Origin of the sequence: Desulfomarina profundi (genome assembly GCF_019703855.1) — a bacterium.
GTDB lineage: Bacteria > Desulfobacterota > Desulfobulbia > Desulfobulbales > Desulfocapsaceae > Desulfomarina > Desulfomarina profundi.
The window spans coordinates 3,839,821-3,857,601 of the sequence record NZ_AP024086.1 but is presented as its reverse complement, the minus strand read 5'-3'; the positions used below and the strand labels follow the sequence as shown (position 1 = coordinate 3,857,601).

The following is a 17,781-nucleotide window of genomic DNA, read 5'->3' as shown; positions in this document are numbered from 1 at the left end:
TTATTCCTCCAGAATTTCCGGGTCAAGGACCCCCACATAGGGAAGATTTCTATATTTCTGGGCATAATCCAGCCCGTATCCCACAGCGAATTCATTGGGGATATCAACGCCGCAAAAATCTATCTTCACATCAACAATCCTGCATTCCGGTTTATTAAGAAAAGTACAGACCTTGAGAGATCGGGGCTTTCTGTTTTTCAGCATTCTGATGACCTTGCTGAAGGTGTTCCCGGTATCGACAATATCCTCGACAATGAGAACATCCCTTCCCTCAATAGAAGTGTCAAGATCCATCACCACTTTGACATCCCCACTGCTGACTGTGCCGTCACCGTAGCTGGAAAGCGACATGAAATCTACCATAAGAGGCAGTTTTATCTCCCGCACAAGATCTGCCAGAAAAACAAACGATCCCCGCAGTAACCCTACCAGCAGCAGGTCGGTCTCTTTTTCATCATAATACCGGGTTATTTCCGACCCAAGCCGCTTTACTGTTTTCTCCACCTCTTCCCGGGTCACCAGGACTTTAACAATACCATTTTCCACGTTTTCACTCTTCTCTCTGTTTTTCATATCAGTTGCACGTAACGACAGACATGCACATTTAGCACAACTTGGACACCCACCTTAAATAGCCAACTGCTGTATTAAATCCATAAATTTTTACTCGACAATTTTATTTTCCCTGTGATACAACAAATAAACAACTATCCCATACGCCTTAACCTTCCATATAATTTTTAGCATACTGCACAACAATTTCTGCACAATACGCACGCTATCGGCTTTCAATATCTATTTTTATGAGGAGAAGTATACCATGTTAAGTAAACTTACAGTCAGAGGCAGGATGTATCTGATCCTGGCCATGACCCTTTTCATGTTCATTGTCAACGCCCAGTTCGCCTGGATGAATCTCAACAAAATTAAAGATATAGGCCTTGAAAGGACAAAAACAGTACTCATCGATGCACACAAAATCAAGATCAAAGTGGCAACTGAAATTCTGGCATCATCAATAGCCGGCTTTATAAACCATGGGAAAAACAGTGACATGGATGTCATCACCATGCGCTCCATCCTCAAATCTATTCGCTCTGGAGAAAATGATTCCGGCTATTTCTTTATTTACCGAAATACCACTAATATAATCGATCCGGCCAATCCGGCAAACGAGGGCAGAGACCTCGGTGACCTACAGGATAAAAACGGAATATATGTCATCAGGGCTCTGAAGAAAAATGCTGAAAATGGCGGTGGTTTTCTTGAATATCACTGGTCAGAACCTGATGGGACCACAAGGCCGAAAATCAGTTTTGCAAAAGAAATTCCCGGTACGGACTACTGGATCGGGACAGGAGTCTATACCGATAAACTGGAAACACAAATTGAGAAAATAGACAGGGAACTGACCGCCATTACCGAACGTCGGTCCTACTATATGCTGGCCACTGTGGGTATTATTTATATCGGTCTGACCCTTCTCAGTCTTTTTATTATTTCCGGAATCGTAAAAAGTCTGAAAATGCTGATTGCCAATTTTCAGGACATTGCCGAGGGAGAAGGCGATCTCACAAAACGTCTGAAAATAAATGGAAAAGATGAACTTAATGAACTGGCTGAATGGTTCAACACTTTTATTGAAAAACTGCAGAGTATTATCATCAACATTTCCTCCAATTCAAATTCCGTGGAGCGATCTTCCGGTGAACTGCTCTCCATATCTGGAAAAATGGCGGAAAATTGCCGTATTACATCCATTCAGGCCGACAATGTGACCCAGTCGGCGGAAGAGATGAGCAGTAACCTGAACAGTGTTGCCGCCACCATGGAGGAATCGAGCGACAATGTCAATATGGTGGCAGCAGCAGGAGAAGAGATGACTGCGACAATTCACGATATAGCCAGAAATTCTGAAAAGGCCAGATCCATTTCAGATACCGCGGTGAAGCAGGCAAAATCTGCTTCAGAAAAAATGGGTGAACTGGGAGAGGCGGCCGGAAAAATCGGTAAGGTGACTGAGGCCATTACTGAAATTTCAGAACAGACCAACCTGCTGGCACTCAATGCGACTATCGAGGCTGCAAGAGCGGGAGAAGCAGGAAAGGGGTTCGGTGTTGTTGCTAATGAAATCAAGGAGCTGGCTCAGCAGACGGCAAGTGCAACCCTGGAGATAAAATCGAATATCGAGGGTGTCCAGCAAACAACCGGCTCAACAGTACACGAAATCAATGAAATATCTAAAATTATCAATGAAATCAACGCAATTGTCACAGAAATAGCCTCAGCAGTAGAAGAACAGTCCTCTGCCACGGCTGAAATTGCCGATTCCATCAACCGCACCTCCAGTGGTATCAGGGAAGTTAATGAACATGTCACCCACAGTTCAACTGTTGCCGGAACCATCTCCGGAGACATAGGTAAGGTCAATGAAGCGGCTGCTGACCTTTCCGAAAGCTCTATACAGATCCAGAACCGGGCAAAGAAACTGAGTAGCATGTCTCATCAGGTTACTGAAATAATAAACAGTTTCAAGTTTTAGCCCGCATTTCTCATGGGAAATTCGCGTTTTTCGGTCAGAGAACAGCACCTGAGGGAATACCTTCTGCAAAAACCAGGTAGCGTAAATTTCCTCCCGGAACAACAGCAGAGAACGGATAACAGGTAATGAGGGTCAACCTGTTATCCGCCTCGCTGTCAAAATAAAGTTCATTCGATCTTTTGACCAGAAAGGATTGCACAGAATAATATTTAACAGGACCGTTCAATCCACGGAGGAGCAATACATCATTTTTTTTGAGATGTTGAAGAAAGGAAAAACTGGTATCTCTGTGACCTGCCAAAACGCAATGCCCGCTACCGGCAACCCTGTCACTGCCGCTGACATGACCCGGCCCGAAGGCCAGTACTTCACCGCTGTCTCCTTCAAGAATCACCAGATCAATTTTCCCGTCCGCGGTCCTGAGTCGCCCCACCGGCCAGGTGTCAGCCCATGGCCAAGGTTTGACCGGCCTGCCGCTTTCAAGACTCATTTCCCAGGATCTGCTCAGCAGATATCCGGCCACCACAGCCTTGATACGAATCCAACCACCCAGCGAAAGCAACAGCAGGCCCGCAACACAACAACCAAGAGAAACAATATAAAGAACAAGAAATCGCTTTTTCATCAGACAAACCCATATAATTCATTATCCTGGGAAAAATTGTTTGATATCAGTAAAATCAAAGAGAATGACGATTCACCACATCGAATATGACAGTTCGCAAAACAAATCTGACAGACAATGATTTTACCGGAGAAGACATCATGACAACATCACGGGAGCAGAAACGTATTTGGGTTGACACAGATATTTCCATAGGACACAAAAGTGGAATATTCCACTACTGCGATGTTGATGACGGCTATGCCGCATTTCTCATGAACATTGTGTCAATTTTGAGAATAATTATAGAACACAAACAATGAGACAATTATCAGTGACCCAGAAAAATTTACACAATGTTCACCAGAGGTCAGTTCAGGCACATTTTGAATCATTTTTTATGATAATTACACAAAACAACAGTCCGACAAAAAGAAAAACAACTCCAAGCAGCAAGAAAAGTGCTGAAGAGGTCGCAGTCTGTGACCCACCACCGAACACGGCAGCCGCCTGCCAGCCATGGGCAAGAGGGGTCTTCACCATGGACTGTTCACTGGCAGTTCCCGCAGGTCGGCTGACCATGGTATCAGTAGCCACAAGACTGGTATACCTGCTTACAAGATGGTGTTCCAACGCTGTTCTCAGAACAACATCCTTCACTTTCTGTTCATCCTCCCCCAGGGCCAGTGCTTCCATGAAAGCACGGACTTTCCGCCTGGCCCAGAGTGTCCCCACTCCTTTTCGTTTGCCAAATTTTGTGGCATCACCAATCATTTCCCATAAATTGCCCGCCTCCCTGCCGGTAATATGCAGAGATTCATTTTCCCACCCGGTTTTCAATGCGACAACAAGAGGTTCACCATAGTAAAGATCAGGAATAGGATTGGGATAATATTCGATTTTCCTTGCATTGCCTCCAAGATCAATACGAATATCAGAGATGACCGGATGTTCAAGTTTATTAAACAACATCCCCACTTTTTCCCCTACCTCTGAAACCCTGCCGATATAAGTAAAGGTACCCCGGCCCACCCGTGCCGCCCTGGTCATAAAATAAGAGTTAGGGGCCGAACCGATACCTACGGTAAACAGGCGGGAATCTCCGAGCCTTTTTTCAATAATCGCAAAAAGTGCATCCTCATTGCCGACGGCACCGTCGGTTACAAAAACGACCTGGCGAATCCTCCTGTGATGATGTTTCCCATCCAGGGCCAGCAGAAGAGCATCCTTCATTTCTGTCCCCCCATCTGCCTGTAATGTACTGATATACTCAAGCGCTTTTTGGATATTTTTTCTGTCAGCTGATTTTGAATCCGTAAAGAGTGATCTTGCCTCCTGATTAAAAACAATGAGATTAAAAGAATCCACCGGCTGCAACCTGGAAAGAGCAAGTACCATCGCCTTTTTCGCCTGAACTATGGAAGATCCGGCCATGGATCCGGAGATATCGAGAATAAAAACAACTTCTCTCGCCACTGGTCCATTCTGTACAGTATCCGGTGGCATAAGCATAAGAAGCATATACTGGTTTTCTCCCATGGTTTCAGCAAATAGGGCTCCTGTGGTCTCTTTACCCTCCTCTGCCTCCCATTCGAGAACAAAATCACGATCCGCCTTCACCACCCCGTTCAACGTTATGGAATAGTGCCCTTCCTCCAGCTCCTCCACCTTGATTCCATGGTAAAGAGATTCAATTCTTTTTAAGGGAAAACCGCTGGCAAGATCAATCTTCATTCTGATCGGAACCGTCGTTTCTCCAGCCAGGTCGACGGGTGGTGAGATTTCTGAGCCATCCGTCACCTGGTCCGTGTCCGGCGCCCACCCGGTTGCAGAAAACCGAACCGCTTTTCCCGGAATATACCGGGGTGCCACAACCATGGGAAAACGAAGTGAAAAAATGGAATCCACCGGAACCACTTCCTGCTGATATTCAATACTGACAGAAATTTTTTCACCGGGAGCAATATTGGCGATATCAGTTGTAAAAATATTAGGCCTGTTCTGCTCCACTAAAGAAGATTTCCTCCCCTCTCTACGGGCCGCCTCATGGAGTTGTCTGGCCTTCTGCTTTTCCTGTATTACTCCCTCTATCTCTCTTTCCCCTATACGCATGAGCAAATGATCAACACTGCATGCATCAGGAAGAGGGAAGACATAGCGGGCATCCAGCCACACCTGCTCCAGATTGATAAATTCCTGCTTCACCGTAACCCGTGCGGTAATCCCGCTTATTTCTATATCTATGTCCTGGGAGAGTAGAGGCGCAGAAACAGCACGACCATTTTCACGTGTAAAAAGAAGTTCTCCCTGGTGCGGCTCCGGGATCTGCGCATAACCTATTCCTGCAAAAAGAAAAAATAACAGAAAAAGAACAGGTACACCCTTCTGCATGTTGCTGTGTTTTAAAAGATTCTCTGCTGCTTTTTGCCACAAATGAAACGGTAATATATTCATACATAACCTCCGGAATAAAAATAACCTCTTCAGGGTGCCTTAAAAAAATAGAATTTTCGTTTGAGGAAATCTGACTTTGGCAGAATTACTATCTGCAGTGGAATTTTCTGAAAAACGCCCCAATCTGCAACGCAGGCCGCTGCTGTCCGGGAAGTCTTTTATGTAAACAGAATAGAGAAGAGTGATCTTTGCCTGAAGAAAACATGACAAGTTACAGAAAAAAGATGATGGAAAATGATGGAAAAGCATACTGTTTCGCAGAAGCACCATATCATATAGTTCCACCTTGACAACGATTCTCAGATTAAGGATAATTCTTTATAACTGTAGAAAAATACGTTATTTCCATTTTCCCGCTTTCCTTTCTCAACCGAGAATGATTATGAAAAATAGTGACTTGATCGTTAAAGGTATTGTTATCTCCTTCTGCTGTATGCTGATCGGGACCTCGACACCGGTTTCTGCTGAAGAGTCCATAGCGGATTACCTTGACCTCCCCCTTGAAGACCTCCTGTCAATAAAGGTTACGACTGTCTCCAAAAAACAGCAGCCGCTCAATGAGGTTGCCTCCGCTGTCTATGTCATAACCAGTGAAGATATAAGGCGCTCAGGGGTGACCAGCATTGCGGAAGCGCTGCGGATGGCACCAGGCATCCATGTGGCTCATATCGATGCCGGAAAATGGGTGATTACCAGTCGTGGTTTTGGAAGTCAGTTTTCCAACAAACTCCTGGTGATGCTTGACGGTAGAACAGTTTACAGCCCTACATTCTCTGGGGTCTATTGGGATGTACAGGATACGTTACTCGAAGATATTGACCGCATTGAAGTTATCCGCGGACCCGGAGCAACAGTATGGGGTGCCAATGCTGTTAACGGTGTTATCAATATAATAACCAAAAATACCGGTTCAACACAGGGTGGTCTGATGACTGCCGGTACGGGAAACAAAGAAAAAGGATTTGCATCTTTACGCTATGGAACTGATCTTTCATCTGATATTACTGGAAGATTCTATTTAAAGTACAACAACAGGGATGATTCTTATGCCCCGGCACTGGGAGGAGATGCTGGTGACGGCTGGGAAAAAACCCAGGGTGGATTCCGAGTTGACGGACATTATAAGGGAAAATACAGCTGGACCCTGCAGGGTGATGCTTACAGTGCCGATGAAAACCAGCGCATCAATATATGGAAAGATCCTTCAAATCCTGAAAACGGGGTATACGCCCCTTTCTACATTGCACCGGCTACTCACGACACAATCGAATCATCAGGCTATAATCTGCTCGCCAAATGGAATTACCGAATCTCCGATCAGGCCAGCACAACCCTGCAGGTTTATTTTGACCATACAGATCGTTCTGAAATTTTCCTTGATCAGACCCATGACACCCTTGACATTGACTTCCAGCATCAATTGAAAATAGTGGAGAACCATGATGTAATATGGGGAATTGGCTATCGATCCATCAGAGACGACTTCAAAAACTCATTTATGGTGCAGTTTCTGCCTGACAGCCAGGAAGTAAATCTTTACAGTGGCTTCATCCAGGATGAAATTGAGCTCGTGCCGCATCTTGTACGTTTTACCCTGGGATCCAAGTTCGAACATAATGACTATACTGGGGTGGAAATCCAACCCAGTGCTCGAATAGTCTGGCTGGCAAATGAAAAAAACACCTTGTGGGGTGCAGTTTCCCGGGCTGTTAGAACTCCTTCCCGTTTAGAAGCAAGTTCGAATATTATCAGCAGAATTCTTCCCCTCCCCCCTAAATTTGATCCTGTGATACTCCGCGTAAAGGGAAATAAAAATTTTGAATCGGAAACAGTTATTGCCTATGAACTCGGATACCGTGTTCAACCAAAAGAAAATTACTCTGTTGACCTGGCCTTTTTTTACCACGATTATGACAAACTTCAGACTTTTGAACAGACAGCAGGTACATCACCTCTCTCGAATTCTGTTTTCGGAAACAAAATGTCGGCAAACAGTTATGGTCTCGAAATAAGTCTTGACTGGCGTCCACTTGACTGGTGGCGAATTCAGGCAAACTACAGTTTTCTTGAAATCTCAAGCTCTTTTGATAATTCGAGCAGCGATATGAGCAACACCAATACAGTTACCAAAGGATCGAGTCCTGCAAACCAGTTTTCCCTGCGCTCCCTCATGGATCTCAGCCACGAAGTGAATTTTGATTTCTGGTTTTACTATGTCGACAGTCTGGACAAAACAAGTTTCTTCTACGAAGATTCCGTCCGGAATTATACAAGCTTTAATGCACGCCTAGCTTGGCACCCTGTTGAACAGGTTGAGCTTTCCCTGACAGGACAGAATCTATTTGATTCCCGTCATCCTGAATTTGTCGGAGAGAACCTGTTTTTAACAACAGAAGTTGAGCGTGCAGTATATGCACAGGTCCGTCTCTTTTTTTGACAGTATCATTGCAAACGCCTCAGACAATTCAATACATGAAACGGATGATCTGCAACTGGAAATCACGCACCACCAGGAATACAATTCGACTAATTATATTCCTGATGGTAATCTCCGTCCAGATAGTCGCAGCCGGATCTGTATCCCCTGAATACAAGCTGAAGGCTGCCCTGCTGTACAAATTAACACGATTTATCGAATGGCCGGAACAATACAGTCAGGGTGATGATGGCAGTTTTGGCATCTGTATCCTTGGACAAGATGATTTTGGTTCTCTGCTGGATACATTGCAAAAAAGATATGTCAACAATGCTCGTATTTCCATCCATCGATTTATGCAATCCGAAGGAATCAATGAAAACTGTCAACTGGTTTTTATCAGTGACTCAAAACGTTCTTATCTCAATTCCATTATAAACACCCTCGCGAACAAACCTATTCTGACCATTGGCGAAAGCAAGAAATTTGCCGACCAGGGAGGAATGATTCAATTTGTCCTTAATGATGGCCAAATCGGATTCAAAATTAATATCGGCCATGTACATACCTCCGGTTTGAAAATTGCCGCACCGCTACTGGAACTTGCAACCATTGTTGACGATAATCCTAAGGGAACATCAAAATGAAAGGGCTGACTGAAACTATTGCCCATAAAATCAAAAACATGATTTTACTGACCAGCGGACTTGCTCTGCTTGCCACAGCTCTTGCTTTTCTGGGTATTGAATTCTTCAGCTATCGTGAGATGCTGCTGGAACGGGCAGAGGTGTTGACAGATTTCGTGGTCACCAATTCAACGGCAGCCTTGACTTTTGATGACCAGAAAACGGCAAATAAGCTCCTCAGCTCACTGAGTACAGAACCCAGCGTCAAGGGTGCTGTACTCTATCAGATGGACCACAGTCAATTCGCTATCTACAAGCGTCCTGGGGAAGAAAACTGGACAGTCCATGACGGCCATAGCCAGGGGATTCCCACCCCGGAAAGCTCTGGCCAACAATTTAATAGCAGCAGAATCACCTGGAGTACCATACATATTTATCGCCCCATATTCTTTAAAGGAGAGTTCCTGGGGTCTATCCGGATGGACACCAGCCTCCAACCTCTTTATGACAGAATTCTACGTTTCCTTGGAATTACATCATTACTCTGGTCGTTAATCATGGGAGGAGTGTCACTTCTGTCAAACCGCCTGCAGCAACGTATATCCACTCCCATTTCCGATTTATTAAGTGGCATGCAGAAAGTCTCCGACACTCAGGATTTCAGCCTCAGGCTGACACCGGAAAATAACGATGAAATTGCTACTATCATAGAAAATTTCAATGATATGCTCGGACAGATTCAGGAAAGAGATGACATCCTGGCATCTTACCGACAGGAACTTGAAGAAAAAGTCAGGGAGCGTACCCGTAACCTGGTGCAGGCAAAAGAAGCAGCAGAGCAGGCCCGGGAAGCAGCCGAAGCAGCAAGTCAGGCCAAAAGTGATTTTCTGGCAACAATGAGTCACGAAATCAGAACTCCCATGAACGGTGTACTTGGTATGACTGAGCTGCTCCTGGACAGTGATTTGGACGCTCGTGCCCGACGACTGGCTGATACGGCATACCGTTCCGCGAAAAGCCTGCTTGATGTCATAAATGACATTCTGGATTTCTCTAAAATTGAAGCAAACAAACTGCAGTTGAACCTTGAAGATTTTAATCTACGCTCTCTTCTGGAAAATACAGTGGAACTTGTTGCCGGACAGGCACATCATAAAGGTCTGGATCTGGAGCTTGATCTTCCCCGGAAACTTCCGGCACAGGTTACGGGTGACCCGGTCAAACTGAGACAGATCCTGGTCAATCTACTTGGTAATGCAGTTAAATTTACTGAACAGGGAAAAGTAAAACTTCGGGTTACAGTACAATCTGTTCAAGAAAAAAGACAGACGATATTCTTTGAAGTATCTGACACCGGCCCTGGAGTACCGTTTGAACAGCAGCTCCATATTTTCAATGCCTTCAGCCAGGGCGACGGCACCATAACCCGAAAACACGGGGGAACAGGCCTTGGACTTGCAATCGCAAAACGGCTGGTGGAAATGATGGATGGCAATATCGACCTCGTTAATACACCTGGAAAAGGAGCTTGTTTCCGTTTCACTGTCGAACTTCCTGTTGTTTCACTGCAAAATGCCCAACCCCTCAGCCATACTGTATCAGTAAACGAAAAAACTCCAAAAGTTCAACCTCTTTCCCGGGGAAGAATCCTTCTTGCAGAAGACAATGAGGTCAATCAGGATGTTACCATAGGAATGCTGTCAGCATTAGGCTGCAAGGCTGACCTGGTTGAAAACGGACTACAGGTACTGAATGCATGGAGCGGCCACCACTATGATCTCATCCTGATGGATTGCCATATGCCTGAAATGGATGGTTTCAGTGCAACAGAAAAAATTCGCAGAATCGAACAGGAAGAAAAAAGAGACCCTGTACCCATTATTGCTTTGACAGCAGACGTCCAGAAAGGAATTGTTCAACAGTGCCTCTCTTCGGGAATGAATGCTTATCTGAGTAAACCATTCAGTCGTCAGCAGCTTGCGGAAGAACTGCGCCGATGGATTATTTCTTTTCCTGATGAAACACCGGAGGAGAACATCTCTTATTCCGTTTCAAAAAGCCCCCGCAACCTGCTGGATACGTCTGCATTGCAACAATTGCATGATCTGAGCAAGGAAACAGGTCATGATATTCTCACAAATGCAATAAATAATTTTCATAAACATTCTCCAATAGATATAGCTGCAATCAAAGAAGCAGTGAAAAACAACAGAAGAAGCGAACTCAAAAGAATTGCCCATCGGCTGAAATCCAGTTGCGCAACCCTGGGTGCTGTTGAACTGTCAAAATATTGTGCAGAGCTGGAAGCCATTCCTGAACATACTGGTTCCTCCCGTGCACTGACTCTCGTATCTCAGATTGAAGACCTGCTGCCACAGGTAGCTGACGCATTACAGAAAGAATATATAGCTGTTTCAGAAAACAAAAAAATTATGGCTGCTCCTTCATCCCTCTCACAGGATGGACAAATTCTTCTTGTGGATGATGACCCTTTTTTCCGTCTGACAACATCCAAAGCGTTGACTGCCGCAGGGTATACTGTCTTTGAAGCGGAAAAAGGTGAAGATGCGCTGGTAATGGCCAAACGTTTTCTTCCGGATATCGTATTGCTTGATGCTTTAATGGAAGGGATGAGTGGTTTTGAGGTGTGTCGCAGGCTGCACGAAATGGAAGAGATACACCCCCTCAGATATTGATGATTACCGGACTTGAAGACAGCAAATCTGTCGATATGGCCTTTGAATCAGGTGCATCAGGCTTCGTTGTAAAACCGGTGAATTATCCCATTCTCCTTCAACAGATCAAATTCCAGCTTCGTGCGAGCAACAATGCCAGAAACCTGTTGGAAAACCAGGAACAGCTTTCAAGTGCCCAGCGTATTGCAGGTTTTGGCTTCTGGCGTTGGGATGCTCTGTCGGATCGACTGACAGTTTCAGACAATCTGGCTGAAATGATGGGCAATCCCAAAAATATTCACCAGTTAACCCTGAAAGACTTTTTCGAACAGATTCACCCTGATGACCGGGAATTTGTGTACAGCCTCGTCATATCAACGACCGAGGGTGCTCCGCCACAACCTGCCGAGTACAGGCTTATTGTAAATAACCGGCCCGCCATGACTGTACACCAGGAAATAGGATGTGCTCCAAACAACAGACAGATTATCCTGGGGACAGTACAGGACATCACCCAACAGATTGCAACGCAGAAGCGAATCAGACAGTTGGCCTACACCGACGAACTGACCGGACTGGCAAGCCGTGCCTATTTTTATAAACACATGGAGGATATTATAAAAGCGGCAAAACGGCGGGATGAGCGTTTTGCTCTAGTCTACCTCGATCTGGATGGCTTCAAAGATGTAAACGACAGCCTCGGCCATGATACCGGTGATGAACTGCTGAAAAAAATTGCTGAAAGACTGGAAATGATTTTAAGAGATACTGATTTTGTCGCCCGCCTTTCCGGAGACGAATTCTGTATACTGGTTGATCATGTTAATGATCAATATGTCGCCGCGGATGTAGCCAATCGCTGCCTGGAAGAAATAAACAAACCATTGATGTTGAATGCGAGGGAACTACGTCCCCGGTGCAGCATCGGCATTGCCCACTTTCCCGAGGACGGGGAAAACCTGCAGACACTGCTGAAAGCTGCAGACAGTGCCATGTACTCGGCCAAGGCCCAAGGTAGACATCGTTATGCTTTTTATCAACCGGAACTGACAATTCAGGCGGAAAAACGTTTATGGCTCGAACAGGAACTTCGGGCTGCCATTGACAGGGACCAGTTTGAACTGCATTACCAGCCCCAGATAGATATTGTCCGGGGACGCCTGGCGGGAGTGGAAGCCCTTGTCCGCTGGCGACATCCTGATCTGGGCCTGGTTTCACCTAACGATTTCATCAAAGTTGCCGAGAGAATAGGCGTGATTAAATCTCTGGAAAACTGGATACTGGAAACGGCATGCTACCAACTTTCACAGTGGAGACAAGAGAAAATTTCTGATTTCAAAATGGCAGTGAATATCTCACCTATCCATTTCCACGAACCGGAACTTTATAATACTGTTCAGCAGATTCTGCAAAAAACCAATGTTCCGCCTGAATTGCTTGAACTTGAGATCACAGAAAGTGTCGTTCAGAATCTGGATGGAAACATAACAATGTTTGAGCAATTGAGAGAAATGGGAATAAAAATTGCTATCGATGATTTTGGAACTGGTTATTCATCCCTCGCCTCTCTGAAAAATTTACCGATAGACTGCCTGAAAATTGACCGTCTGTTTATCATTGATATGATGGAAGATGCGGACTCATCAATTCTTCTCGGTACTATTATCGGGGCTGCCCAGGCCCTTGGAAATTCAGTTATTGCAGAAGGTGTTGAAAACAGGGAACAACTCCTTGTATTAAGGGGAATCGGTTGTGAAATTGTCCAGGGTTTTTACTTCAGTAAGCCTTTGTTTCCAGAAGAAATTCCGAACATGGCAAAAAAAGACTTCAGAAATGCTGTCACGGGAAATGTTACCAATGCTCCAATCATCGGGAAAACGTCATGAAAACTACCGGGGAAAATCCAGTTTTCCAAACTCTCAACAGTGCACAACTTCCTGTTCTGCCATCTTCCGTATCAACTCTTCTGACTGCATTTGAAGATGAAACTCTGGATTATGGTGAGATTGCGGAAATACTGCATAACTTTCCCACGATTGTTATCCGGCTTATCTCCCTTGCAAATTCAGCCTGGTCAGCACCAATCAGAAAGATTGCTGAACTCGATGAAGCATGTGCCAGACTTGGTTTTGGTGTTGTCAAAAGTATCAGCATTTCTCTTGCTATTTCAGCCCCTTTTGATCCTGGTCGTTGCCCGCCTTTTGATGTTCATAAATATTGGGTTCGTGCAATGGCAGTGGCTGAAACAACCTTCAACCTGACTGCCGCAACCTCCGGCAAAGACTTACTCAGAAGTGCCAGAACTGCCGGAATTCTACATAATCTCGGGTTGCTGTGGATGGCCCACCAGCTCCCGCAAGCTACTGCCCATGCGCTTCGTTTGCATCAGTCGGATCAGAATATATCAATAGATCAAACCCTGAAAGAACAGACAGGTGCAGGATACAGGGAAGCAGGTGGTTATCTCGGAAAACTGTGGTGTCTGCCTGATCCTCTGCCCCAGACAATGGAATTTCATGAAAATAAAGACTACAGAAACAAGGGATGGGAAATGTCTCTCCTGGTGGGCGTTGCAATCTCCATGATAGCAGCTGCTGAATTCCATCTCAAATGGTCTCCTCCATTTGAGACATTGGAAGTTCTGGAAATTAAATCAGTTGAAGCAGAAAATATTTTTAACAATTTATGGAAACAATTTGAACGAATTCAGCAATCAGCTGTTGCCCTTATCGGTCACTGATCCCTTGTCCCAAGTATTCCTCTGATCAATAACTCAAATACAATTTAAAATCACAGTACATTATCAATTATTTTCTGTACTGTCACAGGTAATACCGAAAGCAACTTAACTTGCCGGGAAGGGTCCATGTCTTCAGCCTTTACATGACTCAGCCCGCCGAAAAGAAGAAAAAACAGCACGACTGTTACATAGATAAGCAACATAAGATTGCCGGGATCAAATCGGTTTTTATTTTTTTTATTATTAGCATGAAAAAACAAACGTCTCAAAGTCAACCTCCATGAAAACAGCGCTGTTCCCTTAAAAATCCCATGGAAAATATGTTATTCTGTTAATCAACATATTATTAAATTTCCCGCCACTTCAACCATTCTAAAAAGACAGGAAAAGAATGACCATCAACTGAGCACTTTATGACAAGATACAAAAAGAATATGACAAAATATGACAAAAAATATAACGGCCGGGGAAGCAGTGGATAAATGCAGATTTGTCAGGTATGGTCCATTGAAGAGCATACTTTAAACTGAAATACCTGAATTAACTCAACACACTGAAAAAACAATGATTTATACAGTCGCCCTTGTTGAAGACGATGATTCTCTCCGTGCCAACTATTCCCAGGCCCTTGAGCGTGAGGGGTACAGGGTGCAGAGTTATCCCGACCGCCCGAGAGCACTGGCCGCCTTTAAAAACAGTCTCCCTGATCTTGCCATCCTGGACGTGATGCTGCAGGACGAAATGGAAGGCGGGTTTGACCTGTGCCGGGAGCTCCGCCAGCTTTCCCCGACAATTCCCATTATCTTTCTGACGGCAAGAGACTCCGATCTGGACCGGGTTTCCGGGCTGCGCCTCGGTGCCTGGGACTACCTGACCAAGGACACAACAACCCTTGATTTCCTGCCGATTCGAATTTCCGCTCTCTTTAAAATCGTGGAATCTTTGAAAGGGGAACTGCATTCTGAAAAAAATGACCATATTACCCATGTGGGCAGCCTGCAAATCAACGAGGAAAGAAAACAGGTATTCTGGCAGGAACATCTCATTCCCCTGACACTCACCGAGTTCTGGATTCTGCATTCTCTTGTCAGGATTCCCGGCCATGTCAAATCCCATGAACAGCTGATGGAAGCTGCCAACGCCGTTGTTACCAACAATGCGATTACTGCCCATATCAGGAGGATCAGGGATAAATTCCGGGAAATGGATGCCGATTTTGACAGTATCAGAACCGAATACGGTATGGGATACCGCTGGCTTACCGATTGATCAATGCGATTTTCTCTGCGACTGAAGCTGACCCTTGTCTCCCTGCTGCTCCTGCTGATTCCTCTTATCGGCTTCCGGTTCAGCGATATCATCAAAAAAGACCTGGTTGAAAGCCGGAAAAAAACACTGCTCTTTGCGGCACGTGCTGTTTCCTCAGCTCTCGGTGGAAGGACAGGCCTGTTTGACAGAGAAATTTTCCATTCCCTGGATCCGGCCAAGGACCTTTATATTTACAAACTGACCAACCCCATGCGACTGAACGGCAAGACTGATGACTGGCAGCCGTTTCTATCTGAAGCAAGGACATTTGGCAGGGAACATATTCTTTTTATTGAAAAAAACTACAATTATACAGCTGGCTCCCTTCACTTCAAGCACCTGGTGGGAGTACGGGGCAAATATCTCTATGCTCTTTTCCTTGTGACAGACGATAAAATCGTCTACCGGAATCCCAACTCACTCCGCCTGAACCGTTCTGACCATCTGCAGATAGGTATTGAAGATAAAAACGGCAGGATGCACCGCTATCTTGTAACCACGACAAAACCAGGCTGGATAAACGGCTTTCTCATGCCCCGATACCGGTTCGCTGCCATCCCCCTGCGAATGGAACCGGCCATCCAGGGCATGTGGGAAGAGACTGATGGCGGATACATCATCGAGCTGAGAATTCCCATGAAATTTATCGGTCAGAAACTCGCCTTTGCCATCGGTGATGTGGATGACGAAAAGGAAAGGACAATGACCTGCCTGATCGGCACCGCAGCCACGGAGAGTGCCGATAAACTTGGCTGGCTCCTGTCGGAATCCACAACCATAGAAAAACTGCTCAAGTCCTTTGACCGCCCCCATTCAAGGGTACTGATAGTCGACACCAACCAGAGAATACGAGCCAGTTATGGTTCTCTTGCCGCGGAAAGCAACAATAAAAAGAAAGACAAGACATTGCTCGAAAACCTCCATGCAAAGATCTATGCCATCCTCTCCCCCCTGTACCGCCTGTTTACCCAGCCTTTTTCAGTCAACATCGTCACTCCGCGTCCCCAACCCACCACCCTTGACCTGAAAGGTATAAAAGAGGGTCTGGAGGGAAAGAGTTCCGTCACCAGCTATTTTCCAAAAGAACAGCAGGTGGAAATAATGGCAGCCATCGTACCCCTTCTGGAACAGAACAAAATTGTAGGAGCCGTGGTGGTTGAGCAGACAACGAACTCCATTCTCGCCCTGCAGAATAAAGTCATAGAAGAATCCCTCACCTTTACCGTCCTTGCCTTTGTTATCGGGGGTTCGGCCTGCTCTTCTTTGCCTCACGCCTCTCATCCCGGATCCGAAAACTGGGCAACCAGGCATCACGAGCCATCAGCAGCAACGGTCAGATCATCACAACCATTGCCCCCTCTTCTGCCAGCGATGAAATCGGCGATCTTTCCCGTACCCTCTCATCCATGCTTGACCAACTGAAAAGTCAGATTGAATACCGTGAGAAAATGGCGGACAACCTGGAACATGAAATCAGAACACCCCTGGCGGGCATCTCTGCTTCATTAAAAAATATGGCCCAGGAGATGAGTGACCCATCCCCAAGAATTCGGGACTATCTCGACTGGGCCCTGGAAGATATTGAACGTCTGGAAACCTTGCTGACAGCTGTTCGCGATGCCACAAACCTCAGCGAGGCCCTGACCCACGACTTCAAGGAAGATTTTGACCTGAGCCGGGCAATCGAAATGTGGCTGAATCACGGCTGGAAGCAGGCCTTTCCCGGTATCAATTTTGTGTACAATTCCCCGGAGCTCCCCCATATGCTCCATGGAGATCCGGCACGTATCCGCCAGATGCTCGACAAACTCATTGAAAACGCCATTAGTTTTCACACTGAAGAGACACCCATAGAAATCAACCTTCGGCAAGAGTATGATTTTCTGGAACTCAGGGTTATAAATGAGGGAACACCCATCCCGCAGGAATTTGAAACACAGATATTCTCTTCCATGGTCTCTTTCAGACAGCAGAAGGGTACGAGGCCTCACCTTGGCCTGGGCCTGTATATCGTTCAGACCATAGTTGCCCACCACCAGGGCAGTGTAAGGGCGTCATCCCTCCAGAATGATCGAACGGGGGCCGTATTCACTGTTCGGTTGCCGATAAGCACCACTTCGAATTGAGGCAGCGAATAGCACCAAGTATTAAATTTGATGATCTCGTAAAAAGTCGTTCAACGTTCTCAGATGGACTCTGGAAAAACTTCGATATACAAGGCGTGGTGGTGTCGTGTAAGCGCAGGCGTACATAGAGTACGTCGAGCATTACACGATCACCCCACAACGCAGTAGATCGGAGTTTTTACGAGTCCATCAAATTTTACCCTGTCACCTGATATGGTAAATATCATCAAATCCTGTTCAACAGTCATCAGTTGATCCATTTTCTGAATAAACGTGCTGACACATTCTTT

Annotated in this window: 14 protein-coding genes; 10 read left to right on the top strand and 4 right to left on the bottom strand. The window is 45.6% G+C overall.

The window, feature by feature from the left end; translation table 11 throughout:
- Complete coding sequence (hpt, locus tag LO777_RS17795; RefSeq protein ID WP_228855172.1) at positions 1-573, bottom strand: hypoxanthine phosphoribosyltransferase; 573 nt, start codon at positions 571-573, stop codon at positions 1-3.
- Positions 574-820: 247 nt separating this feature from the next.
- Here hpt and LO777_RS17790 point away from each other — a divergent pair, with 247 nt between their 5' ends.
- Positions 821-2,542 carry a methyl-accepting chemotaxis protein gene (locus LO777_RS17790; protein ID WP_228855171.1) on the top strand — a complete coding sequence of 574 codons (1,722 nt, stop codon included), beginning with the start codon at positions 821-823 and terminating at the stop codon, positions 2,540-2,542.
- A 34-nt stretch (positions 2,543-2,576) separates the two neighbouring features.
- On the opposite strand, the gene LO777_RS17785 is transcribed toward LO777_RS17790, so the two are convergent.
- Positions 2,577-3,167: a class GN sortase gene (locus LO777_RS17785; RefSeq protein WP_228855170.1), complete on the bottom strand. Its 591-nt coding sequence runs from the start codon at positions 3,165-3,167 to the stop codon at positions 2,577-2,579.
- A gap of 140 nt (positions 3,168-3,307) precedes the next feature.
- On the opposite strand from LO777_RS17785, the gene LO777_RS17780 reads away from it, so the two are divergent.
- Positions 3,308-3,469 carry a hypothetical protein gene (locus LO777_RS17780; protein WP_228855169.1) on the top strand — a complete coding sequence of 54 codons (162 nt, stop codon included), beginning with the start codon at positions 3,308-3,310 and terminating at the stop codon, positions 3,467-3,469.
- A gap of 52 nt (positions 3,470-3,521) precedes the next feature.
- On the opposite strand, the gene LO777_RS17775 is transcribed toward LO777_RS17780, so the two are convergent.
- Positions 3,522-5,600, bottom strand: a complete 2,079-nt coding sequence (locus LO777_RS17775; protein ID WP_228855168.1) for a marine proteobacterial sortase target protein — start codon at positions 5,598-5,600, stop codon at positions 3,522-3,524.
- A 382-nt stretch (positions 5,601-5,982) separates the two neighbouring features.
- On the opposite strand from LO777_RS17775, the gene LO777_RS17770 reads away from it, so the two are divergent.
- The 5 genes from LO777_RS17770 to LO777_RS17750 all read left to right on the top strand — a co-directional run bounded on the left by LO777_RS17770 (position 5,983) and on the right by LO777_RS17750 (position 14,057).
- Positions 5,983-8,037 carry a TonB-dependent receptor plug domain-containing protein gene (locus LO777_RS17770; protein ID WP_228855167.1) on the top strand — a complete coding sequence of 685 codons (2,055 nt, stop codon included), beginning with the start codon at positions 5,983-5,985 and terminating at the stop codon, positions 8,035-8,037.
- 104 nt (positions 8,038-8,141) lie between these two features.
- Positions 8,142-8,663: a YfiR family protein gene (locus tag LO777_RS17765; protein WP_228855166.1), complete on the top strand. Its 522-nt coding sequence runs from the start codon at positions 8,142-8,144 to the stop codon at positions 8,661-8,663.
- Positions 8,660-11,338: a response regulator gene (locus LO777_RS17760; RefSeq protein WP_228855165.1), complete on the top strand. Its 2,679-nt coding sequence runs from the start codon at positions 8,660-8,662 to the stop codon at positions 11,336-11,338. The genes LO777_RS17765 and LO777_RS17760 overlap by 4 nt, the downstream gene beginning before the upstream one ends.
- Positions 11,338-13,203, top strand: coding sequence for an EAL domain-containing protein (locus LO777_RS17755; RefSeq protein ID WP_228855164.1), 1,866 nt, complete (start codon positions 11,338-11,340; stop codon positions 13,201-13,203). Before LO777_RS17760 ends, LO777_RS17755 begins: the two co-directional genes overlap by 1 nt.
- Entirely contained in the window at positions 13,200-14,057 is an 858-nt protein-coding gene (locus tag LO777_RS17750) for an HDOD domain-containing protein (RefSeq protein WP_228855163.1), read from the top strand. Before LO777_RS17755 ends, LO777_RS17750 begins: the two co-directional genes overlap by 4 nt.
- 50 nt (positions 14,058-14,107) lie before the next feature.
- Here the strand turns inward: LO777_RS17750 and LO777_RS17745 are convergent, their stop codons facing one another.
- A complete protein-coding gene (locus tag LO777_RS17745; protein WP_228855162.1) occupies positions 14,108-14,326 on the bottom strand; it encodes a hypothetical protein in 219 nt (72 codons plus the stop codon).
- Between the two features lie 295 nt (positions 14,327-14,621).
- Here LO777_RS17745 and LO777_RS17740 point away from each other — a divergent pair, with 295 nt between their 5' ends.
- From LO777_RS17740 to LO777_RS17730, 3 genes are read left to right on the top strand one after another with little or no spacing between them, the layout of a single operon-like run.
- Positions 14,622-15,326, top strand: a complete 705-nt coding sequence (locus tag LO777_RS17740) for a response regulator (protein ID WP_228855161.1) — start codon at positions 14,622-14,624, stop codon at positions 15,324-15,326.
- Positions 15,327-15,329: 3 nt separating this feature from the next.
- Positions 15,330-16,787, top strand: coding sequence for a hypothetical protein (locus LO777_RS17735; RefSeq protein WP_228855160.1), 1,458 nt, complete (start codon positions 15,330-15,332; stop codon positions 16,785-16,787).
- The gene (locus tag LO777_RS17730) at positions 16,772-17,491 is read left to right on the top strand and encodes an ATP-binding protein (protein WP_228855159.1); all 720 of its coding nucleotides are present in this window, start codon (positions 16,772-16,774) and stop codon (positions 17,489-17,491) included. The genes LO777_RS17735 and LO777_RS17730 overlap by 16 nt, the downstream gene beginning before the upstream one ends.
- Positions 17,492-17,781 lie beyond the last annotated feature (290 nt).